The organism is Demequina litorisediminis, assembly GCF_030161615.1.
Taxonomy (GTDB): Bacteria; Actinomycetota; Actinomycetes; order Actinomycetales; family Demequinaceae; genus Demequina; species Demequina litorisediminis.
In genome coordinates, this window is record NZ_BSUN01000001.1 from 2,338,066 (window position 1) to 2,363,779 (window position 25,714).

The 25,714-nt window shown below is 68.8% G+C and carries 25 protein-coding genes and 13 pseudogenes; 36 read left to right on the plus strand and 2 right to left on the minus strand.

Going from position 1 to position 25,714, the window contains the following annotated elements; genetic code table 11:
* Positions 1–45 precede the first annotated feature (45 nt).
* From QQK48_RS14340 to QQK48_RS14360, 5 genes are all read left to right on the plus strand, one after another.
* Positions 46–699, plus strand: a complete 654-nt coding sequence (locus tag QQK48_RS14340) for an FAD:protein FMN transferase (protein ID WP_284328912.1) — start codon at positions 46–48, stop codon at positions 697–699.
* Positions 700–756: 57 nt separating this feature from the next.
* A complete protein-coding gene (locus QQK48_RS14345) occupies positions 757–942 on the plus strand; it encodes a hypothetical protein (protein WP_284328913.1) in 186 nt (61 codons plus the stop codon).
* Positions 939–1,403 carry a hypothetical protein gene (locus QQK48_RS14350; RefSeq protein ID WP_284328914.1) on the plus strand — a complete coding sequence of 155 codons (465 nt, stop codon included), beginning with the start codon at positions 939–941 and terminating at the stop codon, positions 1,401–1,403. Before QQK48_RS14345 ends, QQK48_RS14350 begins: the two co-directional genes overlap by 4 nt.
* 148 nt (positions 1,404–1,551) lie before the next feature.
* Positions 1,552–2,043, plus strand: coding sequence for a 30S ribosomal protein S16 (gene rpsP / locus QQK48_RS14355; protein ID WP_284328915.1), 492 nt, complete (start codon positions 1,552–1,554; stop codon positions 2,041–2,043).
* Between the two features lie 2 nt (positions 2,044–2,045).
* Positions 2,046–2,276 carry a KH domain-containing protein gene (locus QQK48_RS14360; RefSeq protein ID WP_284328916.1) on the plus strand — a complete coding sequence of 77 codons (231 nt, stop codon included), beginning with the start codon at positions 2,046–2,048 and terminating at the stop codon, positions 2,274–2,276.
* Positions 2,277–2,349: 73 nt separating this feature from the next.
* Here the strand turns inward: QQK48_RS14360 and QQK48_RS14365 are convergent, their stop codons facing one another.
* On the minus strand, positions 2,350–3,552 hold the full coding sequence (locus tag QQK48_RS14365; protein ID WP_284328917.1) for a carbohydrate-binding domain-containing protein: 1,203 nt from the start codon (positions 3,550–3,552) through the stop codon (positions 2,350–2,352).
* 184 nt (positions 3,553–3,736) lie between these two features.
* On the opposite strand from QQK48_RS14365, the pseudogene QQK48_RS20390 reads away from it, so the two are divergent.
* The 19 genes and pseudogenes from QQK48_RS20390 to QQK48_RS14450 form a co-directional block, all read left to right on the plus strand.
* Positions 3,737–3,868: pseudogene (locus QQK48_RS20390) on the plus strand (ribosome maturation factor RimM); the annotation flags it as partial.
* Between the two features lie 13 nt (positions 3,869–3,881).
* Complete coding sequence (locus QQK48_RS20395) at positions 3,882–4,208, plus strand: ribosome maturation factor RimM (RefSeq protein WP_348523653.1); 327 nt, start codon at positions 3,882–3,884, stop codon at positions 4,206–4,208.
* A pseudogene (gene trmD, locus QQK48_RS14375) lies at positions 4,205–4,910 on the plus strand (tRNA (guanosine(37)-N1)-methyltransferase TrmD). The gene QQK48_RS20395 and the pseudogene trmD overlap by 4 nt, the downstream one beginning before the upstream one ends.
* Positions 4,911–5,039: 129 nt before the next feature.
* Positions 5,040–5,389: pseudogene (gene rplS / locus QQK48_RS14380) on the plus strand (50S ribosomal protein L19).
* 1 nt (position 5,390) lies between these two features.
* Positions 5,391–6,107 carry a signal peptidase I gene (gene lepB / locus QQK48_RS14385; protein ID WP_348523804.1) on the plus strand — a complete coding sequence of 239 codons (717 nt, stop codon included), beginning with the start codon at positions 5,391–5,393 and terminating at the stop codon, positions 6,105–6,107.
* A gap of 28 nt (positions 6,108–6,135) precedes the next feature.
* Complete coding sequence (locus QQK48_RS14390; protein ID WP_284328918.1) at positions 6,136–6,558, plus strand: ribonuclease HII; 423 nt, start codon at positions 6,136–6,138, stop codon at positions 6,556–6,558.
* Complete coding sequence (locus QQK48_RS14395) at positions 6,558–6,788, plus strand: ribonuclease HII (RefSeq protein ID WP_284328919.1); 231 nt, start codon at positions 6,558–6,560, stop codon at positions 6,786–6,788. Before QQK48_RS14390 ends, QQK48_RS14395 begins: the two co-directional genes overlap by 1 nt.
* Before the next feature lie 51 nt (positions 6,789–6,839).
* On the plus strand, positions 6,840–7,166 hold the full coding sequence (locus QQK48_RS14400) for a DUF2469 domain-containing protein (RefSeq protein WP_284328920.1): 327 nt from the start codon (positions 6,840–6,842) through the stop codon (positions 7,164–7,166).
* A 109-nt stretch (positions 7,167–7,275) separates the two neighbouring features.
* Positions 7,276–7,935 (plus strand): TetR/AcrR family transcriptional regulator, encoded by a 660-nt coding sequence (locus QQK48_RS14405; RefSeq protein ID WP_284328921.1) that lies wholly within the window; start codon positions 7,276–7,278, stop codon positions 7,933–7,935.
* Positions 7,936–8,257: 322 nt separating this feature from the next.
* Positions 8,258–8,536: pseudogene (locus QQK48_RS14410) on the plus strand (MFS transporter); the annotation flags it as partial.
* Positions 8,524–8,730 carry a hypothetical protein gene (locus QQK48_RS14415; protein WP_284329476.1) on the plus strand — a complete coding sequence of 69 codons (207 nt, stop codon included), beginning with the start codon at positions 8,524–8,526 and terminating at the stop codon, positions 8,728–8,730. The pseudogene QQK48_RS14410 and the gene QQK48_RS14415, both read left to right, overlap by 13 nt.
* A complete protein-coding gene (locus tag QQK48_RS14420; protein WP_284329414.1) occupies positions 8,727–9,578 on the plus strand; it encodes an MFS transporter in 852 nt (283 codons plus the stop codon). Before QQK48_RS14415 ends, QQK48_RS14420 begins: the two co-directional genes overlap by 4 nt.
* A 233-nt stretch (positions 9,579–9,811) precedes the next feature.
* Positions 9,812–10,168: a YraN family protein gene (locus QQK48_RS14425; protein WP_284328922.1), complete on the plus strand. Its 357-nt coding sequence runs from the start codon at positions 9,812–9,814 to the stop codon at positions 10,166–10,168.
* Complete coding sequence (locus QQK48_RS14430; RefSeq protein ID WP_284328923.1) at positions 10,165–11,694, plus strand: YifB family Mg chelatase-like AAA ATPase; 1,530 nt, start codon at positions 10,165–10,167, stop codon at positions 11,692–11,694. Before QQK48_RS14425 ends, QQK48_RS14430 begins: the two co-directional genes overlap by 4 nt.
* A complete protein-coding gene (locus tag QQK48_RS14435) occupies positions 11,691–12,938 on the plus strand; it encodes a DNA-processing protein DprA (RefSeq protein ID WP_284328924.1) in 1,248 nt (415 codons plus the stop codon). The genes QQK48_RS14430 and QQK48_RS14435 overlap by 4 nt, the downstream gene beginning before the upstream one ends.
* 96 nt (positions 12,939–13,034) lie before the next feature.
* Positions 13,035–13,286: pseudogene (locus QQK48_RS20400) on the plus strand (site-specific integrase); the annotation flags it as partial.
* Positions 13,287–13,531: 245 nt separating this feature from the next.
* Complete coding sequence (locus QQK48_RS20405; RefSeq protein ID WP_348523805.1) at positions 13,532–14,011, plus strand: tyrosine-type recombinase/integrase; 480 nt, start codon at positions 13,532–13,534, stop codon at positions 14,009–14,011.
* A 1-nt stretch (position 14,012) separates the two neighbouring features.
* Positions 14,013–14,300, plus strand: a complete 288-nt coding sequence (locus tag QQK48_RS14445; RefSeq protein ID WP_284328925.1) for a hypothetical protein — start codon at positions 14,013–14,015, stop codon at positions 14,298–14,300.
* A complete protein-coding gene (locus QQK48_RS14450; RefSeq protein WP_284328926.1) occupies positions 14,251–14,811 on the plus strand; it encodes a sigma-70 family RNA polymerase sigma factor in 561 nt (186 codons plus the stop codon). The genes QQK48_RS14445 and QQK48_RS14450 overlap by 50 nt, the downstream gene beginning before the upstream one ends.
* A 28-nt stretch (positions 14,812–14,839) precedes the next feature.
* Here the strand turns inward: QQK48_RS14450 and QQK48_RS14455 are convergent, their stop codons facing one another.
* Positions 14,840–15,397 carry a peptidoglycan DD-metalloendopeptidase family protein gene (locus QQK48_RS14455; RefSeq protein WP_284328927.1) on the minus strand — a complete coding sequence of 186 codons (558 nt, stop codon included), beginning with the start codon at positions 15,395–15,397 and terminating at the stop codon, positions 14,840–14,842.
* Between the two features lie 366 nt (positions 15,398–15,763).
* Here QQK48_RS14455 and rpsB point away from each other — a divergent pair.
* The 12 genes and pseudogenes from rpsB to QQK48_RS22105 form a co-directional block, all read left to right on the plus strand.
* Positions 15,764–16,640 (plus strand): annotated as a pseudogene (rpsB, locus tag QQK48_RS14460) (30S ribosomal protein S2).
* Between the two features lie 13 nt (positions 16,641–16,653).
* Positions 16,654–17,494 (plus strand): annotated as a pseudogene (tsf, locus tag QQK48_RS14465) (translation elongation factor Ts).
* A 71-nt stretch (positions 17,495–17,565) separates the two neighbouring features.
* Positions 17,566–18,299: pseudogene (gene pyrH / locus QQK48_RS14470) on the plus strand (UMP kinase).
* A 34-nt stretch (positions 18,300–18,333) separates the two neighbouring features.
* A pseudogene (gene frr / locus QQK48_RS14475) lies at positions 18,334–18,877 on the plus strand (ribosome recycling factor); the annotation flags it as partial.
* Between the two features lie 39 nt (positions 18,878–18,916).
* The gene (locus QQK48_RS22095) at positions 18,917–19,648 is read left to right on the plus strand and encodes a phosphatidate cytidylyltransferase (protein WP_431308433.1); all 732 of its coding nucleotides are present in this window, start codon (positions 18,917–18,919) and stop codon (positions 19,646–19,648) included.
* Entirely contained in the window at positions 19,626–19,865 is a 240-nt protein-coding gene (locus tag QQK48_RS22100) for a phosphatidate cytidylyltransferase (protein ID WP_431308359.1), read from the plus strand. The genes QQK48_RS22095 and QQK48_RS22100 overlap by 23 nt, the downstream gene beginning before the upstream one ends.
* A pseudogene (rlmN, locus tag QQK48_RS14485) lies at positions 19,862–20,977 on the plus strand (dual-specificity RNA methyltransferase RlmN). Before QQK48_RS22100 ends, rlmN begins: the two are co-directional and overlap by 4 nt.
* Before the next feature lie 34 nt (positions 20,978–21,011).
* Positions 21,012–21,536: a DivIVA domain-containing protein gene (locus tag QQK48_RS14490; RefSeq protein WP_284328928.1), complete on the plus strand. Its 525-nt coding sequence runs from the start codon at positions 21,012–21,014 to the stop codon at positions 21,534–21,536.
* Positions 21,533–22,685: pseudogene (gene dxr / locus QQK48_RS14495) on the plus strand (1-deoxy-D-xylulose-5-phosphate reductoisomerase). The gene QQK48_RS14490 and the pseudogene dxr overlap by 4 nt, the downstream one beginning before the upstream one ends.
* 15 nt (positions 22,686–22,700) lie before the next feature.
* Positions 22,701–24,011 carry a M50 family metallopeptidase gene (locus QQK48_RS14500; protein WP_284328929.1) on the plus strand — a complete coding sequence of 437 codons (1,311 nt, stop codon included), beginning with the start codon at positions 22,701–22,703 and terminating at the stop codon, positions 24,009–24,011.
* Between the two features lie 55 nt (positions 24,012–24,066).
* Positions 24,067–25,198 (plus strand): annotated as a pseudogene (gene ispG / locus QQK48_RS14505) (flavodoxin-dependent (E)-4-hydroxy-3-methylbut-2-enyl-diphosphate synthase).
* Between the two features lie 113 nt (positions 25,199–25,311).
* Positions 25,312–25,662, plus strand: a pseudogene (locus QQK48_RS22105) (DUF4081 domain-containing protein); the annotation flags it as partial.
* Positions 25,663–25,714: the final 52 nt, after the last annotated feature.

Below are 25,714 nucleotides of genomic sequence, written 5' to 3' on the forward strand. Positions count from 1 at the left end.
TGTTGAGTGACCTGACCTGGGTCGACGAGGTGTTCTCGACGTTCCGTGACGACAACCTGGATCAGCAGGCTCAGTCGGGGCGAGGCGAGCGTCGGCGAAGCGCCACCTGCGGTCGCAGAGGTCCTCGACCTGTGCGAGGCGTTCCGCGACGAGACGGACGGACTGTTCGACGCCCGCACGCCCGCAGGGGGAATCGACCCCACGGGCATCGTCAAGACCTGGGCCCTCGAGCGCTCGCGGTGGCGTCTGGGCCTGCTGGGGGCCGAGGGCTGGAGCCTCGGTTGCGCAGGCGACGTCACGGTCAGCGGCAAGGCGCCCACGGAAGCGGGCTGGCGCATCGGCATCGCGGACCCGCGAGAGGCGCCCGGATCCGACGCCGTACTGGTGGGAGTCGTGACGCTCGGCGTGGGAGGCGACGGGGCAACCGGTCGCCATGCCCTCGCCACGTCCGGCCTCGCCCACCGCTCGGGCCACATCTGGGACCCGCGCACGGGAACGGCCGCCACGCAGGTGGCACAGGCGACCGTCGTGGGCGACGACCTGGTGCGGTGCGACGCCTGGGCGACGGCGGTGGTGGTCGGAGGCAAGGCAGCCGCGAAGGCCGCTCAGCGCCAGGGCCTGGAGGTGCAGGCACTCACTGTCAAGGACGGCCGAGTGGCGGCGTCGCGGACGGCCGGGTGGCGCTCGAAAGGTGCCTGAGGCCGGTCCCAGGGGTGGTGCTAGGGTGACGGGCACAGGACCTGGCGAGAGGGAACGATGGCACAGCGCATCCTCTCCGTCCCGGCACTGGCGCTGGGGGGCGCGGCGCTGATGCTGGGCGGATGCAGGCTCAATGGTGAGCGACACGACCTTGTCGGCGACCGTGGTGGCGACAGCCTCCCCGCCCGCCGAAGACCTCGACGTGCCCGCCTCGGGTACCGCCGCCATCGGCCTCGCCGATGACACGCAATCGGATCTCGCGGGCCTCATCAAGGCTCAATGCGCCCCTGAATGCCGACGGCACCATGGGTTCGGGCTGCGATGTCCAGGAGGATGCGGTCCTGCCCGACGGCATGTGGTTCGGGTTTGTCTCGGCGATGGAGGACGGCAGCGTGACCGTCGACGTCGCCTGCATGTTCGGCGAGGGCTCCGAGCAGTGGACGGTTCATCGCGAGACGGTGGGTGAGACCCAGGCCTGGAGCAACCATGTCGTCACCAATGACGTCGTGAACCGCATCGAGGTGCCGGTGGGCGACGACGTGGTGATCTACGCCTCTGTGTTCGACTGGGAGCCTGTGGGCGCCGATGAGGCGCTCGCTGAGGTCGACATGCCTGGCGCCAAGACCAGCATGGGACTCTGGATCGAGGTCGAGGCGGGGGCGATCGTCACCGTCGTCGAGCCCTCGAGCCCCACCGCCGCCTGACGCATTTCCGTGCGGGCCCCGCGTCTGGCACAATAGTGCGTTGGTTGCCGCGGCCCTCTACCCGCGCAGTATTCGTCTTGCCAGTGACGCGTCCCGATTTCCCCGGGTCGCCGAGCCGGCTCACACCGAATGAACAAGGAGAACAGCCATGGCTGTCAAGATTCGCCTCAAGCGCTTCGGCAAGAAGCGCGCCCCGTTCTACCGCGTCGTGGTGATGGACTCGCGCACCAAGCGTGACGGCCGTGCCATCGAGGAGATCGGCAAGTACCACCCCACCGAGGAGCCCTCGGTCATCGAGATCGACTCGGAGCGCGCGCAGTACTGGCTCTCCGTGGGCGCCCAGCCCACCGAGCAGGTCACCGCGCTGCTGAAGCTCACCGGCGACTGGGGCACCTTCAAGGGTGACAAGGACGCGAAGAGCACCGTCAAGGTTGCCGCGGCCAAGGCCTCCGCTGAGGACCAGATCAAGGCGACGGCTGACGCCGCCGAGAAGGCGAAGGCCGACAAGGCCGCCGCCGCGGAGAAGGCCAAGAAGGAGGCCGAGGAGGCCGCCAAGGCTGAGGCCGAGGCTGCTGAGGCTCCCGCCGAGGAGGCCACCGAGGCTGCCGCCGACGAGGCCGCTGAGTCCGAGGAGAAGTAATCGTGGTCGTCGACGCCCTGGAGTTCCTGGTCAAGAGCATCGTCCGCAACCCGGACGACGTCACTGTGACCGAGCGCTCGGGCCGTCGCGGCACCACCCTCAACGTGGTGGTGCACCCCGATGACCTTCCTCGCGTGATCGGTCGTCGTGGCCGTACCGCGACGTCGATCCGTACCGTCATCGACGCCATCGCGCGTGACGACGTGCGGGTCAACATCGTGGACGTCGCCTGACGCCTACGCGCAGACGAGGCCCCCGTCACCCTTCTGGGTGGCGGGGGCATCGTCGTTCGTGGCCGGGATGGTTCTAGCGGGGACCGCCGCCCCCGCCGCCCATCATCTGCCCGGTGAGTTCCGTCACCTGCTCGCCGTTCACGGTGATGTCGCCTCCTGAGAGGGTGCCGGAGCCGTCGTAGTCGAACGCCGACTGCGCGGTGATGTCGAGGGTGCCTCCCGAGATAGTGAGGTCACCGTTGGAGTCGATCGCGTCGGTGTCGCCCGAGCCCATGACGATCGCCAGGGTGCCGCCGCTGATGGTCACCCCGATCCCGCTCGTCACGATGTCCGATGCCGCGGCGTTGACGCCGTCGTCGGACGCATTGATGGAGATATCGCCGCCCTCGAGTGCCACGACCGGCGCCTCGATGCCCTCGGCGGAGGCGTCGACGGTGATGGTGCCGCCGGAGACGACGACCTGCTGCTCCGCCTTGATGGCGTCGTCGCCCGAGGTCACCGTGACGCTGCCGCCCGAGATGGCGAGGACTCCCTTGCCGAGGTCGGTGCTGTTGCTGGCCTTGAGCCCGTCGCCTGCTGCGTCGACCGTGATGTCGCCGCCGGTCACGGTGAGGGAGTCCTTGCCGCGGATGCCATCGTCGACACTCGTGACGGTCACGGTGCCGTCCGAGATGGTGAGGTCGTCCTTTCCGACGATGCCATCGGCGAACGTGGCGTTCACGGTCAGGCTGCCGGTGCCCGTGATGACCAGGTCGTCGGCCGAGTAGATGGCGCCGTCGATCTCCTCGTCGGCCCGGGTCGCCGCATCGGTCACGGTGTTGGTGGTGCCGTCGGCGAGTTCGATCACCGCGACCTCGGCGCTGTCGACCTGAATCGCCGCACCCTCGGTGCTGGCGATGGTGACACCGTCGAGGATGAGGCGCACGGGACCGTCCGAGTTCACCACGACCTGACCGGTGGTGCTCCCGCTGAGCACGTACGTGCCGGCCTCGGTGATGGTGAGGCCATCGTCAGTCAGGGTGGCCTCGGTGGTGGAGAGGGCGTCCCAGTCGACGTCGTCGGCGGCCGTGTCGGTGGTGCCCGTCGACGTGGACTCTGTTGACGTGGACTCTGCCGAGGTTTCCTCGGTTGAGCCTGTGGTGTCGGTCGCCTCGGTCACTGTGGTGGTGGTCGTGCGTGCGGCGTCGGTACCGTCCGAGGCGTCCGCGACGGAGCAGCCGGTGAGGATGAGTGCGCCGGCCAGGAGACTGGCGGTGATGGTGACGGGGAGTTTCATGACGATCCTTCCATGGGGGCTATGACCTCCCACTTCACCAGGGGCGGCTGGGAGCCGGCTGGGAGAGCGCGGGGTGTTCCCGGGGAGCCGCGCGGGCCCGCAGGCCCCGTACCCTGGACACCATGAAGTGACCGTCGCGCGCATCGGACGCGCCCACGGGCTCAAGGGCGAGGTGAGCGTCGAGGTGCGCACCGACATCCCCGACGAGCGCCTGATCCCCGGCGAGACCTACGAGACCCAGCCCTCCACGGCGGGGCCGCTGACCATCACGAACGTGCGCACCCAGGCGGGCCGCTGGTACCTCCGCTTCGACGAGATCGCGGACCGCGATGCGGCCGAGGCCGCGCGCGGCGTCGAACTCGTCATCGACGGGGACGAGTCCGACGAGGACGACGCCTGGTACGTCCACGAGCCTGGTCGGTCTCGCGGCGGTGCGCCCCGACGGCACGCCGGTCGGCGACGTCGTCGACCTGCTCAGCATGCCCGCTCAAGATGTGCTGGTCGTCAAGGAGCCGGGCGGGCACCGCGCCATGATCCCGTTCGTTGAGGACTTCGTGCCCGAGGTTGACCTCGACGCACGCCGCGTCATCGTCACCCCGCCCTACGGCCTGCTCGCAGGCGAGACTCCGGAGGAGACGGGGGAGACGCACGGATGAGGCTTGACGTCGTCACCATCTTCCCGGAGTTCTTCTCCGTGCTCGATCTGTCGTTGCTCGGCAAGGCGCGCGCGAAGGAACTCGTGGACGCCCGCGTGCACGACCTTCGCGACTGGACCCACGACGTCCACGGCACCGTCGACGACGCCCCCTTTGGGGGAGGCGCAGGCATGGTCATGAAGCCCGATGTCTGGGGCGCGGCGCTCGATGATGTCATGCAGCCCGGCGCTCACCTGGTGATTCCTACCCCCGCTGGCATCCCGTTCACGCAGGCGCGCGCCGCCGAACTCGCCGCCGAGGACCAGTTGGTGTTCGCGTGTGGAAGGTACGAGGGGATCGACGCGCGCGTGGCAGCGCACTATGCGGCGGCGGGGCATCGGGTATCCGAGATCTCGCTCGGGGACTACGTCCTGAATGGGGGAGAGGTCGCCGTGGTCGCGATGATCGAGGCCATCACGCGCCTCATTCCCGGCTTCATGGGCAACGCCCACTCGATCGTCGAGGAATCGCACTCCGACGGTCTGCTTGAGTACCCCAGCCTACACGCGCCCGGCATCGTGGCGCGGCCTCGATGTCCCCGAGGTGCTGCTCAGCGGCCACCACGGGCGGATCGCTGAGTGGCGTCACGCACAGCAACTCGAGCGCACCCGCGAACGCCGCCCAGATCTCCTGGCAGACGGCCCGACGGGTATGGCAGAATAGATCCTCGGTGCGCGCGGTGCTCACGTCTGCCACAGGGGGCCGAGCAACGACCGTGACGCGCTGACACTTACCGAGTGCCGTAAGGCAAGAACCACACAGGACCTGTGGCGTGTGTGCGGAGAAACAGTCATGCAGAAGGCGACAGCATCACCGCGGGCCAGGCTCCGCGACAACGTCCCGGACTTCCGTCCGGGTGACACCGTGAAGGTGCACGTGAAGGTCGTCGAGGGCAACCGCTCGCGTATCCAGGTCTTCCAGGGCTTCGTGCTCGGCCGTCAGGGCCAGGGCATCGGCGAGACCTTCACCGTCCGCAAGATCTCGTTCGGCGTGGGCGTCGAGCGCACCTTCCCGGTGCACGCTCCCACGATCGACCACATCGAGCCTGGTCAGCCGTGGCGACGTCCGTCGCGCCAAGGCTGTACTACATGCGGGAGCGTCGCGGCAAGGCCGCTCGCATCCGCGAGAAGCGCGAGAACTAAGATCAGCGACACCGCTGACGCACCGGCGGAGGGGCACGCCCCCTCCGCCGGTCGTCGTCTGTGGGGGTGGACCAAAGAGGTCCTCATCATTGTCTTCAGCGCGCTCGCGCTCTCGCTGATCCTGAAGACCTTCTTCTTCCAGTCCTTCTGGATTCCCTCGGGTTCGATGATCCCGACGCTCCAGGAGGGCGACCGCATCCTGGTCTCGAAGTGGCGTCCCGCGCCGCTCGACTTGCGACGCGGAGACATCGTGGTGTTCCACGACACGTTCAAGTGGCTCGGCGAGCCCGAACCCGAGAACGACACCGCGCTCCAGGCGGCGGGCAAGAACATCCTCACCTTCACCGGGCTTCTGCCGGAGGACGCCGGCGAGCACCTCGTCAAGCGCGTCGTGGGGCTCCCGGGTGAGACGGTGGTGTGCTGCGACGTCGACGGCAACATCACGATCGACGGCGAGCCGCTCGACGAGACCTACCTACCTGAGGACGTGGAGCCGTCGCTGACGGAGTTCACCACCACCGTCCCCGAGGGCTACGTGTGGGTGATGGGGGACAACCGTGCGCACAGCGCGGACTCCCGGGCACACATGGGTGACCCCGGCGGCGGCTCGATCCCGATCTCCTCGATCGTCGGCACCGCGTTCGTGACGGTGTGGCCCTTCCAGAACTTCCACACCCTTACCAACCCGTACGACGACCCCGCCGTCGCGCAGTACTAGACCGCGCCGATGCCCGTCTCGCTCGACTATGAGCCTTGCCCTGTGGAATGCGGGCGCGCGCGTGGTCGCCGGTATCGACGAGGTGGGGCGTGGAGCTCTCGCGGGCCCCGTGACCGTGGGCGTCTGCGCGGTATCGCGCTGTGACACCTGGCCCGAGGGGCTCGCGGACTCCAAGCGCCTCAGCCCAGGGCGGCGCGAGAAGATGGCCGATGCTCTCGCCGAGTTTGGAGTTGCGCGCGCCGTCGCTCACGCGAGCGCCGCCGAGATCGATGCTCTCGGCATCGTGGGAGCGTTGCGACTGGCGGGCACCCGCGCGCTGGAAGCGATCGCGGCCGGGGGCATCGTGGTCGACGCGGTGTTGCTCGACGGCAAGCACGACTGGCTGACGCCTCCGGCGACTACCTGTTCGACGAGCCGTACGAGGCGTCGGCCGCGTCCACGCCGCCGGTGATGATGGTGATCAAGGGCGACGATGCGTGCGCGTCGATCGCCGCCGGGTCGGTGCTTGCCAAGGTGGAGCGCGACGCGATCATGGTCGCCGCGCACGAGGCTCACCCGCATTTCGGCTGGGCGGGCAACAAGGGCTACGGCGCGGCCGTGCACCTCGACGCGATTCGCGAGCACGGTCCCAGCGACCTGCATCGGCGGTCCTGGGCCCTGCCCACCGCCGACGCCCCGTAGCGACGGCGCGCCGGATTCGCCCCGGCGGGGCGAACGGACCATGATGGTCCGGTGAGCAGTGACGACCTGGAGAACTACGAAACCGCGGCCGAATTGGCCCTCTACCGCGAGTACCGCGACGTGGTGGGCCTGTTCCAGTACGTGGTCGAGACCGAGCGCCGCTTCTACCTGTGCAACAAGGTGGATCTTCAGGTGCGTGCCTCGGGTGGCGACGTGTACTTCGAGGTCACCATGACCGATGCGTGGGTGTGGGACGTGTACCGCTCGGCGCGACTGGTGAAGTCGGTGCGAGTCGTCACGTTCAAGGACGTCAATATCGAGGAACTCTCCGACAACGAGGACGCGATCCCCGACATCCGCCAGTTGCGGGGCCGCTAGCCAGGGTCTTCGCCCCGTGCCCAGGCCGCCCGGGGACAGGCGGGGACGGGCGGCCGCATCCAGCCACCGAAATGGTTGCAGGTTGTGCAAACTTGCAGATCGTGTAAAAATGCATGACGTGCAACAATCAGAGGAGTGCGTCCCCACCGAGGGTCGCCGCGAACGCAAACTGCGCGAGGCGAAGGCCGCTACGCAGCGCGCGGGCCTCGAACTCTGCCTCGAGCACGGCTACGGTGCGGTCACCGTCGAGATGATCGCGGACCGTGCAGGTATCTCGCCACGGACGTTCTACAACTACTTCTCGTCGCGTGAGGCGGCGTTGCTGGGCGACGGCAAGCCCCGCCCGGACGAGGCGATGATCGCGACGTTCATCGAACGCGACGACGTCTCCGACGTCGAAGCCTTCGCCGTCATGATGGCGGAGGCGTGGGCCAAGAGTGAACCCGACAAGGCGCTGTTTCGGCTGCGCAGGCGCGTGATCGACTCCGCCCCCGAACTCGCCGCAGTCAACATCGGCCGTATCGCCGAGGACAGGGCCGACTACGCCGCCATCGTCGCGAGGCGACTCGCCGCTCGGTATCCCGACCTCACCGACGCTGAACGCGAACTCGAGGGAACGCTCACCGTCGCGATCGCCATGGGTGCGATTCAGGCCGTTGCCAAGGAATGGATGCGCGGCGACGACGACCAGACCGGTCCGCTCAAGGCCCTCGTCCACGACCTCTTTCCGCGAGTGCGCCGCCTCACCCAGGCCGCGCCCGCCTCCTAACAGCCTCGCCCGTCCCACCGGACGGGCCGCAACACCCGAGGAGTCCCCCTCTTGTCAGAATCCGCTATGCCGTCCGCCGCGACGGCCCCCACCGAGCCCGACCGCAGGCACATCCTGCTGATGTTCGTCGGCCTCATGACCGCGATGTTGCTCTCGGCGCTTGACCAGACCATCTTCGCGACCGCTCTGCCCACCGTGGTCGGCGACCTCAACGGCGTGGACCACATGCTGTGGGTCACGACCGCCTACATCCTTGCCGCGACCATCATGATGCCGATCTACGGCAAGGCTCGGCGACCTCATCGGCCGCAAATCGCTGTTCATGATCGCGATCTCGCTGTTCATCGTCGGTTCGGTGATCGGCGCGCTCGCACAGGGCATGACCGAACTCATCGCGGGCCGCGCCGTGCAGGGGCTCGGCGGCGGTGGCCTCATGATTCTGTCGCAGGCGATCATCGCCGACGTGGTGCCCGCGCGTGAGCGCGGCCGCTACATGGGCATCATGGGCGGCGTGTTCGCGCTCGCCTCGGTCGCGGGCCCGCTGCTGGGCGGCTGGTTCACCGAGTCCATCGGCTGGCAGTGGTGCATGTGGATCAACGTGCCGCTGGGCATCCTGGCGCTCGTGTCCGCATCGCTGTTCCTCGCCTGCCCAAGCCCGAGGCGTCCACCGCGAAGGTCGACGTCGCAGGCATGGTCACGCTCGCCATCGCGTCCGCCGCCCTTGTCCTCGCCACCTCCTGGGAGGCAACACCTACGCCTGGGGCTCGTGGCAGATCCTGGGGCTGTTCGGGCTGACCGTCGTCATGGGTGTCGCGTTCGTGATGATCGAGCGGCGCGCGTCCGAGCCCGTGATGCCGCTGTCGCTGTTCAAGGAGCGCAACTTCGTCCTCACCACCGGCGCAGGACTGCTGACCGGCATCGCCATGTTCGGCACCCTCGCGTACATGCCGACCTACCTCCAGATGGTCGCAGGCGTGAGCGCCACCAAGGCCGGCCTCCTGATGATCCCCATGATGGGCTGCATGCTCATCACCTCGGTAGTCAGCGGTCGCATGGTGACGAAGACCGGACGCTACAAGCACCTGCCGATCATCGGCGCGGTGTTCCTGGGTGCCGCGCTCTACCTGTTGTCGACCATGACGTGGGACCACGCGGTGTGGATCACGTGCGTCTATCTGGGCCTCATGGGCATTGGGCTTGGCCTGACGATGCAGATCCTCGTGCTGGTGGTGCAGAACACGTTCCCCATCCGCATGGTGGGTACGGCGACCGCGTCGAACAACTACTTCCGCCAGATCGGCGCCTCGCTGGGCGCTGCCGTGGTCGGCTCGGTGTTCACGAACCGCCTCATCGACCTCCTTGGTGAGCGACTTCCCGCCGGGGCCGCGGGTGCCACCGGCGACATGAACTCGCTGACGCCGGAAGCCGTGAGCCGCCTTCCCCAGCAGATTCACGACGTGATCGTGAGCTCGTACAACGACGCCTTGACGCCCATCTACCTGTGGATGGTGCCGCTGGCGATCGGTTCGCTGATCCTGCTGACCTTCGTCAAGGAGGCGCCGCTCGCGACGCGCATCGACCGTTCCGAAGGTGCCTCAGATGCCGCCACGGTCGAGGCGTCGGTCGAGGCCGTCGCTCACTAGGCCACCAGCCCGTCACGGCGCCCCCTCCCGCTTCAGGGAGGGGGCGCCGTTGCGTTCCCGGGGCCGATGCGGCGGCGGCTGGAGGTGCCTGGCTCTGATGCGCCGATGCTCCGCGGTGCGATTCCGGGCCGGCTCGTCCCCAGGCCCGCGGCGGCATGGGCCGCCTCCCCAGCCGGGGCCTGGCCCGTGGCCACGCCTTGTCCAGCGCGTCAGGGTGGGCCACGGAGGTGGTCATGAACGCAACACGCGAGGTGGGGCGGCACGGGGAAGAGGTCGCGGCCCGGTGGGCGAGTGAGCAGGGTTGGGCAGTGCTGGCCAGGAACTGGCGGTGCCCGCATGGCGAGGTCGACATTGTGGCGCGTGACGGCCGCGACCTGGTGATCGTCGAGGTCAAGACCCGGCGCTCCGTGCGGTGCGGCATCCCCCAGGAGGCCGTCACACGCGCCAAACTTGCTCGGCTGCGCAGGCTGGCCGCGGCGTGGCTCGCCGAGGACGACGCCCGCTATCGCGACATTCGCGTGGACGTGATCGCGGTCTCGTTGCCGCCAGCGGGGGCCGCCGTCGTGGAGCACCTGCGGGGTGTGTCGTGATCGGCCGCTCCCGCGCCGTGGTGCTGACGGGACTGACGGGGCATGTGATCGATGTCGAGGCCCACGTGGCGCCGGGCCTGCCGTCGTTCACGCTGGTGGGGCTACCCGATGCCGCGCTGAGCGAGGCGCGCGACCGCGTCCGTGCGGCCGTCGCATCGTCGCGGCTCACGTGGCCCGCGCGTCGCGTCACCGTCAACCTGTCTCCCGCATCGCTTCCCAAGTCGGGTGCAGGAACGGATTTAGCCATTGCCCTGGCCGTGTTGGCCGCCGCAGGAGAGGTGCCGCCCGAGGCGGTCACCGGTATCCATCTGGGCGAGCTTGGGCTCGATGGCAGGGTGCGTGACGTCAGGGGAGTCCTCCCGGCAGTGGCCGCCGCAGCAGCGTCCGGAGCGCAGTCGGTCGTGGTGCCATCGGACAGTGCCGCCGAGGCCGCACTGGTGCCGGGGATCGAGGTGCGTGCCGCGGCGACGCTCGCGGCCCTGCTGCGTGCGTATGGCAACGGCGAAGCAGAGGAACTTGCCGGGCTGCCTGTCCCTTCCGCGCGCGTGGTGCAGGCTCCAGGGATCGAGGCCACCAGTGGTCCTGTGCCCGACCTGGCCGACGTCCGCGGCCAGGCCGAGGCGCGAGCGGCCCTCGAGGTCGCGGCGGCCGGAGGTCACCACATGTTGATGTCCGGGCCTCCGGGGGTGGGCAAGACCATGCTCGCCACACGGCTGCCCGGCCTGCTTCCCGATCTCTCGCCCGCGGAGGCGGTCGAGGTGACCTCGGTCCACTCGCTCTCGGGCGGTTTCGACGCCTCAGGCGGACTCCTGGTCCGGCCGCCCTTTGAAGCGCCCCATCATTCCGCCTCGGCGGCGGCCATCGTCGGTGGCGGCGCCGCCCTCGCGCGTCCGGGCGCGATCAGCAGGGCCCACGGTGGCGTGCTTTTTCTCGATGAGGCCCCCGAGTTTCCTGCACGGGTCCTGCAGACGTTGCGCCAGCCGCTGGAAAGCGGCGAGGTGGTGCTGCATCGAGCCCTGGGCGCGACCCGCTATCCGGCGCGGTTCCAACTGGTCATGGCGGCCAACCCGTGCCCCTGTGGCAAGTACTACGGGCGCGAGCCGACGTGTACCTGTAGCCCGCACCAGCGTCGCACCTATGCGCATCGGCTCTCCGGGCCGCTCCTCGACAGGGTCGATCTGCAGGTCGAGGTCACCCCGGTGCGGGCAGGGCTCGACGAGCCGGGCGAGTCCACTGCGGTGGTCGCCGCGCGCGTGGCGCAGGCGCGTGACAGGGCGAGGGCGCGGCTGTCCGGTCTGGGGTGGAGCGCCAACGCGCACGTAGGCGGCAGGTGGCTACGCGAGCACACCCCGTCGGCAGCGTGCATGGACCTCTGGGCGGCCCTGGACAGGGGAGTGGTGAGCGCGCGCGGAGCGGATCGCGCCCTGCGGGTGGCGTGGACCCTCGCGGACCTCGCAGGCGTTGACGCGCCATCGGCAGCGCACGTCGCGCAGGCCCTCGCATTGCGCACCCGGGACGTCCCATGAGTGCGGTCGTCGAACCCGGTAGCCCGGAGAGCGCGATGCTGCTGCGGTGGAGCGTGCTCGCGGAGGCGGGGGACAGCCCCGCCGCGTGGCTCGTCGCGGGCCTCGGGCCGTGTGGCGCCTGGGACTGGGCTGCGCAAGCCGTCGACGATCCGGTGAGCGCGACCGCGGTGCTCGCGCCCACGGTGCCCGCCCGCACTATCGCGGCCGCCATCGCCGCAGCGCCGCGCTGGGCGGTCCGCTGGGACGAAAGCGATCCCGCCACGCTACGAGAGAGAACCGCGGCGTGCGGTGCTCAGGTGATGGTCCGCGGTCAGCCGGGGTGGCCCCGTGCGTTCGACTCGCTCGGCGCGGCCGCGCCATTCGCCCTGTGGTGGAGGGGGCCGGCTGACCTGGAAAGAGCGTTCGGCGGCGGAATCGCGGTGGTGGGAGCGCGCTCGGCGACGGCGTATGGAGAACATGTGGCCGCGGGCATCGCGGCCGACGTAGCCCGCGGCGGCGCTACCGGCGCTACAGCGGCGAACGGTGCCAGGGCGGTCATCTCGGGAGGCGCCTACGGCGTGGATGCCGCAGCACACCGCGCAGCGCTCGCGGCCGGAGGCACCACCGTCGCCGTGCTCGCGGGCGGCATCGACCAGGTGTACCCAGCCGGTAATGCCGACCTGCTTGGTCGGGTCGCCGAGACCGGAGCACTCGTCGCGGAGGCGCCGCCCGGCCGGGCGCCTTACCGTGCCCGCTTTCTCCTGCGTAATCGGCTCATCGCCACCGCCGCCGCCACCGTCGTGGTCGAGGCGGCGGTGCGCTCGGGCGCATTGTCCACGGCCAGACACGCCGCCTCGATCGGCAGGCCGGTGGGCGCAGTCCCCGGGCCGGTGACCTCGGCGGTCTCTGGAGGCTGCCACGAACTCCTGCGGGAGGGTGCGGCGGTGCTCGTGCGTGACGCGTCGGACGCCCGGGAGTTGGCCGCGCCCATCGGCGACACTCTTGCGACGACCCGGGGTGCGGGGGAGCTGGTGGCCGGTGGCGATGCGCCACGCCAGGAGTTTGCCTCGCCGGCTGACCGGGCCGCCTATGACGCCTGCGGGGGCAGGGGAGGTGACCTCGACGAGATCTCGCGCCGCGCGGGTCTCACCGCGGCCCAGGCGCTCGCGAGCCTGGGCCGGCTTGAACTCGCGGGGGCGGTGGTCAAGGACCGTGGCGTGTGGCGCCGGCCCATGGACAAGCGCCCCAGAGCATCTCCATCGTGACAAATCCGGACAAAAACCCTCGCGCGGATGATAACGATGTGACAAATGTTACTGAAGGGGTTGATTTGACAGATGTGACAGTGCCAAGGTGTCGTCATGCCTGGCACGGACGCGGTTGACGTGAGCGGTTTGCTCACACGCTTCGAGGGGTACCTGCGCCACGAGCGCGGCCTCTCGGAGAACACCGTGCGCGCGTATCGCGGAGACCTCCTTCACCTGGCCACCCGTCAGTTGGGGGTCGAGCATCCCGATGACGCCGGGGCGCCGGAACTCGATGACGCTTTGGTGACCGTCACCATCGCGGACCTGCGCGCATGGCTCGCGGCCATGGCGACGGACGGCCTCAGCCGGACCACGCTGGCGCGCCGCGGTGCCGCGGCACGGGCGTTCTTCTCGTGGGCCAGACGCATCGGCGCCCTGACCGAGGACCCTGCGGCACGCCTCGGGTCCGCGCGCCCGGCCTCGCGGTTGCCCGAGGTGCTTGGCCCCGCCGACGTGGTTGCCATGCTGGACATCGCCAAGGAGCGTTGCGACGACGGCGACCCCTCCACCTGCGCGACTGGGCTGCGGCAGAACTGCTGTACGCGACCGGAATGCGCGTCGGTGAATTGGTGGGCGTTGATGTCCACGACATCGACACCCACGAACGCTTGGTGCGCGTTCTTGGCAAGGGAGGCAAGGAGCGGGTGGTGCCATTTGGCGTGCCCGCCGCCGATGCCGTTCGTCGTTGGCTTGCCGACGGACGTCCCGCGCTCGTCGCGGCGGACACCGACGGTGCGCTGTTGCTTGGGAGGCGCGGTCATCGTGCCGACCAACGCCAGGTGCGCGACGCGATCCACGTGCTGTGCCGTGCCGCAGGTATTGCGGACGTGGCGCCCCATGCGCTGCGCCACACGGCCGCCACTCATCTTCTGACCGGAGGGTCAGATCTGCGTTCGGTGCAGGAGGTGCTCGGTCACGCGAGCCTCACCACCACCCAGCGCTACACGCATGTGTCCGCAGAGCGACTGCGGGCCACGTATCAGGCTCGCCCATCCGCGAGCATGAGGGGAAACCATGCCCGATCAGACTGACATGCTGAGGCAGTCCGAGCCGGTCACCGTCGCCGCCACCGCTGTGGTGGACGAGGCGGACAGGGTCGCGTCCTGGTGGCGCGTGCTCGCGACCACCGACGGAGACGTGCGGCGCGCTGCTCGCGACGCCCTCATCACCCACCACGCACCCCTGGTGACCCACGTGGCTACCAGGATGATCGGTCGGCTTCCCGATCAGGTTGAGGCTCGCGGACCTGGTCTCTTACGGCACCTTCGGATTGATCGACGCCGTCGAGAAGTTCCAGGTGGAACGCGGGTTCAAGTTTGAGACCTATGCTGCACAGCGCATCCGCGGTGCGATCATCGACGAGCTTCGCGCCGCGGACTGGGTTCCCCGCTCGGTGCGTTCCAAGGCGCGGTCGGTCGATCAGGCGACCCGCGCCCTCGAACAGCGCCTGATGCGTCCCGTCACCGACGATGACGTGGCCGAGCACCTCGGATGGAGTACTGCCGATGTGCGCACCGTGCGTGCCCAGGTCGCGATGTCGCACATCGCCGCCCTCGATGGCATGCCAACCACCGGCGAGATCAACGCCCTCGACACCAGCGCGTCGCTCGCCATGCCGGAGGCGTCGTCGCCTGTGGAGGCACGCGAGACACGCTCGCTGCTTGCCGCCGCGATCCAATCGGTACGCGACCGCGAGCAGGAGGTCCTGCGGCTGTATTACTTCGACAGCCTCACGCTGGCGCAGATCGGCCAGATCCTCGGCGTCACCGAGTCGCGGGTGTCGCAAATTCATTCGGGAGCCGTCAAGAAGGCTGCGCGAGAAGGCTCCTGACCACGGGGGCGTTCGGCTAGGTCGACTGTCACTCCACCTCGAGCAGGATGACGGGGCCAAACCCCGCGAGCAGATCGAGCGGGTCAAGGTAGGTGTCACCGTCGCGCACTCCCCAGTGCACGCAGGTGTCGGGCTCGCAATGACTCGGGCTGTCGGCGACGACGCCCACCGACGACCCCGCGCTCACGGCGTCCCCGAGGGCGACGGTGGCCGTCACCGGCTCAAGGCTGCTGCGGAGACCGTCGTCGTGGGTGACCGTGACCACCGGACGGTCGACGACGACGCCGGCAAACGTGATGATGCCGGGGCCAGGCGACGTCACGTTGTCGCCAGGCGCGGCAGCGAGATCGATGCCGCGGTGCCCCGGCAGCCAGGGCTGGGCGGGCAGCACGGCAGGTGACACCAGCCGCATCGGCGTCAGGGGACTCGCGAGCGGCGCGTGTTCACCGGACGCTGCCGTCGCCGTCGCCGTCGCCGTCGCCGCCGTGACGGCACGAGGCATCGCCGCCCCTGGGGTGGCCGCCGCCACGGCGAGCAACATGCCCGCGGCCACCAGCCCGAACCAGCGCAAAGACAAAAAGGTCATGGCTCCAGTCCACCCGGGTGAGGGCGCGCCCGGCGCGACCGCCGCGAGGCCGGGGAGAACCACGCGAGCAACGCACGCCTGGGGACGAGCCGCAGCGCGGTCGGCGACGCCGCCAGCCGTCGGGTACGATAGTGACTCGCATCCGGCATGCCCGGATGACGTCGCGTGCCATTCGCGCCCGCTGCGGGAACTTCTCCCGTGACGGACGCGCCGGGACGGCTGGGTCCGAGTCCATGACTCGGTGCCGGACCGCGTTGGCACCAGGGATGATGCTCCGCCTGGAGCATTCATCGTCAACCGCAACCGCGGGGAGAAGTCCCCGCCCAGAAGCAAGGCACGCGTGTGCGCGTGCGGAATAGGACAGCCATGGCCGTCGTGACCATGCGCCAGCCTGCTCGACTCGGGCGTCCACTTCGGACACCAGACCAGCCGCTGGAACCCCAAGATGAAGCGCTTCATTTTCACCGAGCGCAACGGCATCTACATCATTGACCTGCAGCAGTCGCTCGCCAAGATCGATGCCGCCTACTCGTTCGTGCGCGACACCGTTGCCCACGGCGGCACGGTGCTCTTCGTTGGCACCAAGCGCCAGGCGCAGGAGACCATCGCCGAGCAGGCCACCCGCGTGGGCATGCCCTACGTGAACGAGCGCTGGCTGGGCGGCATGCTCACCAACTTCCAGACCGTCTCCAAGCGCATTGCGCGCCTCAAGGAGCTCGAGGAGATCGACTTCGACGACGTGGCCGGTTCCGGTCGCACCAAGAAGGAGCTCCTCGGCCTGCGCCGCGAGAAGGAGAAGGCTGGACAAGGTTCTCGGCGGCATCCGCGACATGGGCAAGGTCCCCTCGGTCGTGTGGATCGTCGACACCAACAAGGAGCACCTCGCGGTGGACGAGGCCCGCAAGCCTGGGCGTCCCCGTCGTCGGCATCCTCGACTCGAACTGCGACCCCGACCAGGTGTCGTATGGCATCCCGGGTAACGACGACGCGATCCGCGCCGTGGGTCTGCTGACCCGTGTCATCGCCGATGCTTGCGCCGAGGGCCTCCGTATCCGCCACACCCCCAAGGGTGACGAGGCGGCCGCCGAGGGCACCGAGGAGCCGCTGGCCGAGTGGGAGACCGAGCCTGCTCGACGGCAAGGACGACAAGGCCGCCGACGCCGACAAGGCCGCCGACGCCGACAAGGCCGCCGACGCTGCCGAGAAGACCGAGGCCGTCGCGGCCTCGACCGACGAGAAGTAAGGGAACCACACACATGGCGAACTACACCGTCGCTGACATCCAGGCGCTCCGCGAGCGCACCGGTGCCGGCATGCTCGATGTCAAGAAGGCGCTCGACGAGGCCGACGGCAACATCGACAAGGCCGTGGACATCCTGCGCGTCAAGGGCCTGAAGGGCGTGGCGAAGCGTGAAGGCCGTTCGGCTTCCGAGGGCCTCGTCATCACGTCGATCACCGACGTCGATGGCGGCCAGGTCGGCACGCTGCTCGAGCCTCAACTCCGAGACGGACTTCGTCGCGAAGAACGACAAGTTCATCACCCTCGCCAACGACGTGCTTGCTGCGGTTGCCGCTGCCGGTGCTGCCGACGCGGAGGCCGCTCTCGCGGCCCCCATCGAGGACACCACGGTGGGTGCGTACATCGACGCCGCCGCCGGCACGCTCGGCGAGAAGGTCGTGCTGCGTCGCGTCGCTCGCATCGAGGCCCCGGTCGTCACCGACTACCTCCACCGCACCAACAAGGACCTGCCCGCGCAGGTGGGTGTGCTCGTGGGCTCGGACGCCAAGGCCGGCGAGGTTGCGCGTGACATCGCGATGCACATCGCCGCCTACTCGCCGCTGTACCTGGTGCGTGAGGACGTCCCCGCGGACGTCGTCGCGAACGAGCGTCGTGTAGCCGAGGAGACCGCCAAGGGTGAGGGCAAGCCGGAGGCCGCCCTTCCCAAGATCGTGGAGGGCCGCCTGAACGGCTTCTTCAAGGAGAACACCCTGGTGGACCAGGCGTTCGCGAAGGACCCCAAGACCACGGTTGGCAAGGTCATCGAGAACTCGGGCGGTGAGGTCTCGGCCTTCGCCCGCTTCCGTGTGGGAGCCTGATTTCCACACCCCATTCAGACAGCAACGCGCCGCTACGCCAAGGAGGATCCCCGATGCCCGACGACAGTGACATGACGACGGGACCGGGAGACTCCCAGGCGCAGCGGCGCGTTCTGCTGAAGCTCTCCGGCGAGATGTTCGGCGGAGGCAAGGCTCGGCCTCGACCCTGATGTGGTCAGCCGAGTGTCGCGCGAGATCGCCGCGGCCGTCCGCCAGGGCGTGCAGATCGCGGTGGTCGTCGGTGGCGGCAACTTCTTCCGGGGAGCCGAGGCTCTCCGAGCGCGGCATGGAACGTGCCCGCGCCGACTACATGGGCATGCTGGGCACCGTCATGAACGCCCTCGCCCTGCAGGACTTCCTCGAGCAGGCCGGTGTCACCACCCGTGTGCAGACCGCCATCACGATGGGGCAGGTCGCCGAGTCCTACCTTCCTTTGCGCGCGATCCGTCACATGGAGAAGGGGCGCGTGGTGATCTTCGCCGCTGGCGCGGGCCTGCCGTACTTCTCGACCGACACCGTATCGCTGCAGCGAGCCCTGGAGACCGGCTGCTCCGAGGTCCTGATGGGCAAGAACGGTGTGGACGCGGTGTACTCCGCTGACCCCCGCAAGGACCCGAATGCCGAGCGCCTCGATCACGTGACCTACGCCGATGCGCTCGTGAAGCGCCTTGCGGTGATGGACGCCGCGGCCTTCTCGCTCGCTATGGACAACCGCATGCCGATGCAGGTCTTCGGACTCGACACGCCAGGGAACGTGACCCGTGCGCTCCTGGGTGAAAGAATCGGCACCCTGGTCACCGCCTAAGCGGCGCAACTTTTACCACCGTAAGGAGACACACGTGATCGACGAGATCCTCCTCGAGGCCGAGGAGAACATGGACCGCGCCATCGCGGTCGCGAAGGACAACTTCGCCACCATTCGTTCCGGCCAGGCGTCCGCGGCGATGTTCGCGAACATCACGGTCGACTACTACGGTGCGCCCACGCCTTTGCAGCAGATCGCGTCGATCTCGGTGCCCGAGGCGCGCATGGTGCTGATTGCGCCCTACGACGCCTCCGCGAAGAAGGACATCGAGTCCGCCCTGCGCAACTCGGACCTGGGCGTGAACCCCTCGGACGACGGCACGGTGCTGCGCATCGTCATGCCTCAGGTGACCGAGGAGCGTCGCCGCGACTACGTAAAGGCTCGCCAAGTCCAAGGCGGAGGATGCTCGCGTGACCGTGCGCAACATGCGTCGCAAGGCGAAGGACCAGATCGACGGCGCTGTCAAGGACGGCGAGGTCGGTGAGGACGAGGGTGCGCGCGCAGAGAAGGAGCTCGACGGCCTCACCAAGAAGCACGTCGACGTGATCGACGCGCTCCTGTCGTCGAAGGAAAGCGAGCCTGCTCGAGGTCTGACCTCGAGCGGCCTTCGGGTCGACATGAGCATCTTCCGCCGCCGGCCCTCCGCCGTTCCCGCATCCCAGGCTTCCACGCCGGCTGAACCTGCCGCCGTGGGCCTGGCCGATGCGCCCCTGGTGGCGCGCGTCGAGGCGCCCGTGGAGCAGGTGGCGCCCGTGTCCCGCTCGGGCCGCAACATGCCCATCGCGACCGCGGTGGGTCTGTTCATTCTGATCGCGGCGCTGGTGCTCGCGTGGTGGGATGCCGAGGTCTTCTCGGTGCTCTTGATGCTGGTGTGTGTCGCCGCCGTCCTCGAGTGGCGCTCTGCTCTGCGTCATCACGACCGCAGGCTCGCGGTGGTGCCCACCATCGTCGCGACGCTCGGGATGGGTATCGCGACTTACTTCGGCGGCGCCGAGGGGCTCGTCGTGGCCCTGATGGTCGCGTGCGGTGGCGTGGTCGCGTGGCGGGTGGGCGACGAGCGCATCGAGAACACGATGGCCGATGCGATGGCATCGGTCCTGACCCTGCTGTGGATCCCGTTCCTCGCGAGTTTCCTGATCCTGATGGAGACCGCAGGCAATGGTTGGACGCGTGTCCTGATTCTGGTCCTCGCCGTGGTGGGCAACGACACCGGCGGATTGTTCGCAGGGATGGTGTTTGGCAAGCACCCCATGGCCAAGCGCGTGAGCCCCAAGAAGACCTGGGAAGGCTTCGCCGGGGGTGGTGCTTGGTACCGTCGCCGCGACCGTGGCCGCGTGGTTCCTGTATGACGGCCGCTGGTGGATCGGCACCGTGGCGGGCGTGGCGTGTTGCCTGGCCGCCGTGCTCGGTGACCTGGTGGAGTCCGCGCTGAAGCGCGACCTCCAGGTGAAGGACATGTCAAGCCTCATCCCCGGCCACGGTGGCATCCTGGACAGGCTTGACTCCATTCTTGTGGCCGCTCCCGCCGGCTACGTCGTTTTCGCTTTCTTTCTGGGGGTCTCATGACCGACCGTCCCGTCCTGCAGATGGCCGCTCCGCGGCGTGGCAAGCCGCCGCAGCACTTCGCCGATCTCAACCACGACGAGCGCGCCGCGCTGATGCGTGAACACGGTCTGCCGTCGTTCCGCGCGAAGCAGTTGGCGAACCACTACTACGCGCACCTCACGGTGGATCCGGACGACATGACGGACCTACCAGGCGATGCGAAGGGCCCGCTCACCGAGGCTGTCTTCCCGCCGCTGATGAAGAAGGTCACGCAGGCGGAGGCCGACGGCGGCGCGACGCTCAAGACGCTGTGGGCGCTGCACGACAACGTCAAGGTCGAGTCGGTGCTCATGAAGTACCCCGAGCGCGCGACGCTGTGCGTCACCAGCCAGGCCGGCTGCGGCATGGCGTGCCCGTTCTGTGCGACCGGCCAGATGGGCCTCACTCGTAACCTCTCCGCCGCGGAGATCATCGAGCAGGTGCGGCTCGCTGCGCGTGCTGCCCGCGACGGTGACCTGGGTGGCGACCCGGTTCGACTGTCCAACGTGGTGTTCATGGGCATGGGTGAGCCGCTGGCCAACTACAAGGCCGTCATCGCGACCGTCCGCGCGTTGGTCGCGCCCGCTCCCGAGGGTTTCGGGCTTTCGACCCGTCACGTGACGGTGTCGACCGTGGGTCTGGTGCCCGCGATCGACAAGGCGGCGAAGGAGGGGATCCCCGTCACCCTCGCGCTGAGCCTTCACGCCCCCGATGACGAGGCTCCGCAATGAGCCTTGTGCCGATCAACACGCGCTGGAGCGTCGACGAGGCGCTGGATGCCGCGCGCCGCTACTTCGATGCGACGGGCCGCCGCGTGTCGATCGAGTACGCGCTGATTCGTGACATGAACGATCACGCCCATCGCGCTGACCTCCTGGGCAAGAAGGCTGCGTGCCAGGGGAGACGGGTGGGTGCACGTCAACCCCATCCCACTGAATCCCACCCCGGGCTCGAAGTGGACCGCTTCGGACCCCGCGGTCGAGGAAGAATTCGTTCGCACGCTGCGTGCTCACGGAATTCCGACGACTATCCGCGATACTCGAGGCAGTGATATCGACGGCGCCTGCGGTCAGGCGGCGATCAAGGAGGCATAGGTGGCGGAGCCTGCTGTTCCCGAAGGTGGGCGCCATGCGTCTGGGCTACGACAGGTCGGACGTGGACGAGTTCTTCGGCCGCGCGCGCACCGCGTACGAGCAGCCGGGGATTCCCGACGACTTCGCTCCCTTTGACGTGCGGCGCGCAAGTTTTGACCTCAAGCACGGCGGTTACTCGACGGCGGCCGTTGACGCCGCACTCGACCGCCTCGAGACCGCCTTTGCCACGCGTATTCGCGAGCGATTCGGCAAGGAGCACGGCCCCGATGCGTGGATGCGGGATCTTGCGGACCGCGCCCAGGGTCTGTATCCGCGCTTGCGCCGTCCCTCCGGTGAGCGATTCGACCACCCGTCGGGCCTGCACAAGGGCTACGACGCGAAGGACGTGGACGCCATCCTTGACCGTCTCGTCGCCTTCTTCGACCAGGGTTCGCCCCTGACGGCCGACGAGGTCCGGTCCGTGACGTTCGGCCGTCGCCGTGGCAAGAAGGCCTATTCGGAGCGCGTGGTGGACGTCTACCTCGCTCGGGCCGTCGACATTCTGCTCGGCGCCCAGTGACCCGCTCGGTCGCGCTCCTGGGGTCGACCGGATCGATTGGTACCCAGGCGATCGATGTCATCGCGCGCAACGCCGCTGATTTCGATGTCATCGCTCTTGCCGCGGGCGGCTCCGACCCCGCGCTCGTGATCGAGCAGGCGCGTGCGCTGCGGCCCCGGTACGTCGCCGTGGCGACGCCCGCGGCCGCCGACGCGGTCGCCGAAGGCTCTTCCCGGCATCGAGGTTGCGGGCGGCGCCGATGCGGTGGTCGAGGCCGCGCGCCGCGGCGCCGACGTGGTGCTCAACGGCATCACGGGCTCGGTGGGCCTTCGCCCCACCCTGGCGGCGCTGGAGGCTGGAAGCACGCTCGCGCTCGCCAACAAGGAATCCCTGGTCGCGGGCGGAGCCCTCGTCAAGGCGGCGGTGCAACGGCCGGGACAGATCGTGCCGGTCGATTCGGAGCATTCCGCGCTCGCGCAGTGCCTGCGTGGAGGAGCGTCTGCCGAGGTGCGTCGGCTCGTCGTGACCGCCTCGGGTGGCGCCTTCCGTGGTCGAGACAGGGCTTCGCTGGCCGATGTCACGGCCGCGGACGCTCTGCGCCACCCGACGTGGGACATGGGGGCCGTCGTCACGATCAACTCTGCGTCGATGGTGAACAAGGCGCTCGAGGTCATCGAGGCGCACCTGTTGTTCGACATCCCGATGGACCGTATCGACGTCGTGGTGCATGCCCAGTCCATCGTTCACTCCATGGTGGAGTTCGTCGACGGTTCCACGCTGGCGCAGGTGTCGCCGCCTGACATGCGCCTGCCCATCGCCCTCGGTCTCGCGTGGCCGGCGCGCATCCCCGACGCGGCGCCCGCGATGGACTGGACTCAGGCGGGCACCTGGACGTTTGAGCCGCTCGATGAGGACGCGTTCCCCGCGGTGCAGGTGGCCCGCGACGCCGTCGCGGCGTCGGCGCTGCACCCCGCGGTGTTCAACGCGGCCAACGAGCAGTGTGTCGCGGCGTTCATCGACGGGCGCTTGCCCTTCCTCGGGATCGTCGAGACGGTCCGGCGCGTTGTGGAGGCGTATGAAGCCCCCGGCGACCTGTCGCTGGAGGCTGTGGACGCGGCCGAACTCTGGGCGCGCGAGACGGCTCGCGCGGCCATCGTCGGCGCGCGCTGAACCTAGGGTAGGGATATGGCAACCGTCATCGGCGTCGTCGTACTCATCGTCGGCCTGCTGATCTCGATCGCGCTGCACGAGCCTGGGACACATGATCCCCGCCAAGCGTTTCGGGGTGCGCGTGTCCGAGTACTTCGTGGGCTTTGGCCCCAGGCGTGGTCCAGGCGCGGCAAGGAGACCGAGTACGGCATCAAGGCCATCCCGCTGGGCGGCTACGTGCGGCTCGTCGGCATGATTCCGCCCGCGGAGGCGGTGAAGCCGGTCCGTGGCACCGGTTGGGCTTCGCGACTCATCACCGAGTCGCGTGAGGCCGCCGTCGAGGAGATTCAGCCGGGCGAGGATCATCGCGCCTTCTACCGCCTCACGTGGTGGCGAAAGGTCATCGTGATGATGGGCGGTCCGCTCGTCAACCTCGTGATCGCGGTGGTGTTGTTCACCGGTGTGCTGTCGACCATCGGTACCCCCACGGCGACCCTCACGGTCGACTCCCTGGTGCCCTGCGTGCCGGCGGTGGGCTCGACCGAGTGCACCGAGGACGACCCTGCCTCACCGGCGGTGGCCGCTGGCCTCGAGCCGGGTGACACGCTGACTGCCGTCGACGGTCAAGCGGTCAGCACCTGGGACGAGGCGACCGCGATTATCGCCGGTGCCGCCGATGAGACCATCGAGGTCGCCATCGTGCGGGACGGCGAGCCCATGACGCTGGAGGTCACGCCCGCGGCGCGCGAGCGCGTCGTGACCGACGACGCGGGACAGCCGGTCGTCGACGCCGAAGGCAACGCCGTGACCGAAACGGTTGGCTACCTCGGTATGTACTCCGAGGTCGAGGTGCAGCGCCAGCCGTTGACGGCTGGAGCCGCACTCACGTGGGACTACCTGGGCCAGACCGTTCAGGTCGTCGCCACCCTGCCGCAGCAACTGTGGCACACGGCGCGTGCCGCCGTGGGGCTCGAGGAGCGTGACGCGACCTCGGTCATCGGCGTGGTGGGCGTGGGCCAGGTGGCGGGGGAGATCGCTTCCGCCGACGTCGATGGCTACACGCTCACGCAGCGCATCGGCGACATGCTGATGCTGCTCGGGGGACTGAACCTGGCCCTTTTCGTGTTCAACATGATCCCGCTCGTGCCGCTTGACGGAGGCCACGTCGCCTCGGCCCTGTGGCAGGGAATCAAGAACGGTGTGGCGCGCGTGCGTGGGGCGGCAAAGCCCGCCCCCGTCGACGTCGCACGCATGATGCCCCTCGCCTATGGAATGTTCGCATTCCTGCTGGTGATGGGCGCGGTGCTGATCTACGCCGACATCGTGGCACCCGTCACGGTCGCTTGAGTCGCACCGCATCGCATAAGGAGATAATGAGACTGTGACCACCATCGGACTCGGAATGCCCGCCATGCCCGCCCCCACCATCTCGCCGCGTCGCAAGACGCGCAAGATCAAGGTGGGAGACCTGTACGTGGGTGGTGATGCGCCGGTCTCGGTTCAGTCGATGACGACGACCAAGACGCACGACATCAACGCGACGCTTCAGCAGATCGCGGAACTGACCGCCGCTGGCTGCGACATCGTCCGGGTGGCTTGCCCCACGCAGGATGATGCCGACGCGCTTCCCGCGATCGCGAAGAAGTCCCAGATCCCCGTCATCGCTGACATCCACTTCCAGCCCAAGTACGTGTTCGCCGCCATCGAGGCGGGCTGCGCCGCGGTGCGCGTGAACCCCGGCAACATCAAGCGGTTTGACGACCAGGTCAAGGAGATCGCCCAGGCGGCCAAGGACCACGGGACCAGCCTGCGCATCGGCGTCAATGCCGGCAGCCTCGACAAGCGCCTGCTCGAGAAGTACGGCAAGCCCACGCCCGAGGCACTCGTCGAGTCCGCGGTGTGGGAAGCAAGCCTGTTCGAGGAGCACGACTTCCACGACTTCAAGATCTCGGTCAAGCACAACGACCCCGTCGTCATGGTGCGCGCCTACGAGATGCTGAGCGAGCGCGGCGACTGGCCGCTGCACCTCGGTGTCACCGAGGCGGGCCCGGCGTTCCAGGGCACCATCAAGTCAGCCACCGCGTTCGGCGCACTGCTGAGCCGCGGCATCGGCGACACCATTCGCGTGTCCCTCTCGGCGCCTCCTGTTGAGGAGGTCAAGGTGGGCATCCAGATCCTGCAGGCGCTGAACCTGCGCGAGCGCAAGGCTCGAGATCGTGTCCTGCCCGTCGTGCGGCCGCGCCCAGGTGGACGTGTACGAGCCGGCGGAGAAGGTCACCGCAGGGCTCGAGGGCATGGAGGTGCCTCTGCGCGTCGCCGTCATGGGCTGCGTCGTCAACGGCCCCGGTGAGGCCCGCGAGGCCGATCTTGGCGTCGCCTCCGGCAACGGCAAGGGGCAGATCTTCGTCAAGGGTGAGGTCATCAAGACGGTGCCCGAGTCGCAGATCGTCGAGACGCTGATTGAAGAGGCCATGCGGATCGCGGAGTCGATGGAGCCCGTCGAGGGCGCCTCGCCCGTCGTCATTCCGTCATGACCGATTCGCTGCTCCGGCGCGCTCAGCACACGCTGACGCCGGCGCAGCGACGCGACCTGCCGTCGCTCATCGCGCTGACGGAGCGAGACCCTGTGACGCACGTGGTCGCACGCATGCATCTGGACGCCGCCCAGGCGTCGGGGGTCGTCCCCGGTGGGCTGTGGGCGGTGCGCAGGCGCGCGGGACTCGGCCGTGAGGTCTGCGGGCTGGTGTGGGCGGGAGCGAACCTCACGGCGACGCTTGCTCCCACCCAGGACGACGACGCCGACGATGACCTGCGCGCGGATGTCGCGGCCGCGATGGTGGGGCGGCTGAGCCGTCCCGCCGCGATCGTGGGGGATGCCGGGCTGACCCTCGATCTGTGGGGCCGGGTGGAGCCCTGGTGGGGGCCCGCCCGTGAGGTCCGTGAGCACCAGGTGTCGATGACGTTGGATCATGCCGCCGCCATGGCGCCGATGCACGAGGTCGACGACCTCTCGCTTGAAGGCGTGCGGCTCGCCACCCTCGATGACTACG

Bases quoted from the DNA above. Each gene is read 5' to 3' on its own strand.
- QQK48_RS14365 (WP_284328917.1), bottom strand. From the start codon at position 3,552: ATGAAACTCCCCGTCACCATCACCGCCAGTCTCCTGGCCGGCGCACTC.
- QQK48_RS20405 (WP_348523805.1), top strand. From the start codon at position 13,532: ATGCGCGTCGGTGAATTGGTGGGCGTTGATGTCCACGACATCGACACC.
- QQK48_RS14350 (WP_284328914.1), top strand. From the start codon at position 939: ATGACACGCAATCGGATCTCGCGGGCCTCATCAAGGCTCAATGCGCCC.
- QQK48_RS14390 (WP_284328918.1), top strand. From the start codon at position 6,136: ATGAGCCTTGCCCTGTGGAATGCGGGCGCGCGCGTGGTCGCCGGTATC.
- QQK48_RS14405 (WP_284328921.1), top strand. From the start codon at position 7,276: ATGCATGACGTGCAACAATCAGAGGAGTGCGTCCCCACCGAGGGTCGC.
- QQK48_RS14435 (WP_284328924.1), top strand. From the start codon at position 11,691: ATGAGTGCGGTCGTCGAACCCGGTAGCCCGGAGAGCGCGATGCTGCTG.
- QQK48_RS14425 (WP_284328922.1), top strand. From the start codon at position 9,812: ATGAACGCAACACGCGAGGTGGGGCGGCACGGGGAAGAGGTCGCGGCC.
- QQK48_RS20395 (WP_348523653.1), top strand. From the start codon at position 3,882: ATGCGGCCGAGGCCGCGCGCGGCGTCGAACTCGTCATCGACGGGGACG.
- QQK48_RS14345 (WP_284328913.1), top strand. From the start codon at position 757: ATGGCACAGCGCATCCTCTCCGTCCCGGCACTGGCGCTGGGGGGCGCG.
- QQK48_RS14455 (WP_284328927.1), bottom strand. From the start codon at position 15,397: ATGACCTTTTTGTCTTTGCGCTGGTTCGGGCTGGTGGCCGCGGGCATG.
- QQK48_RS14445 (WP_284328925.1), top strand. From the start codon at position 14,013: ATGCTGAGGCAGTCCGAGCCGGTCACCGTCGCCGCCACCGCTGTGGTG.
- QQK48_RS14490 (WP_284328928.1), top strand. From the start codon at position 21,012: ATGCGTCTGGGCTACGACAGGTCGGACGTGGACGAGTTCTTCGGCCGC.
- QQK48_RS14395 (WP_284328919.1), top strand. From the start codon at position 6,558: ATGATGGTGATCAAGGGCGACGATGCGTGCGCGTCGATCGCCGCCGGG.
- QQK48_RS22095 (WP_431308433.1), top strand. From the start codon at position 18,917: ATGAGCATCTTCCGCCGCCGGCCCTCCGCCGTTCCCGCATCCCAGGCT.
- rpsP (WP_284328915.1), top strand. From the start codon at position 1,552: ATGGCTGTCAAGATTCGCCTCAAGCGCTTCGGCAAGAAGCGCGCCCCG.
- QQK48_RS14500 (WP_284328929.1), top strand. From the start codon at position 22,701: ATGGCAACCGTCATCGGCGTCGTCGTACTCATCGTCGGCCTGCTGATC.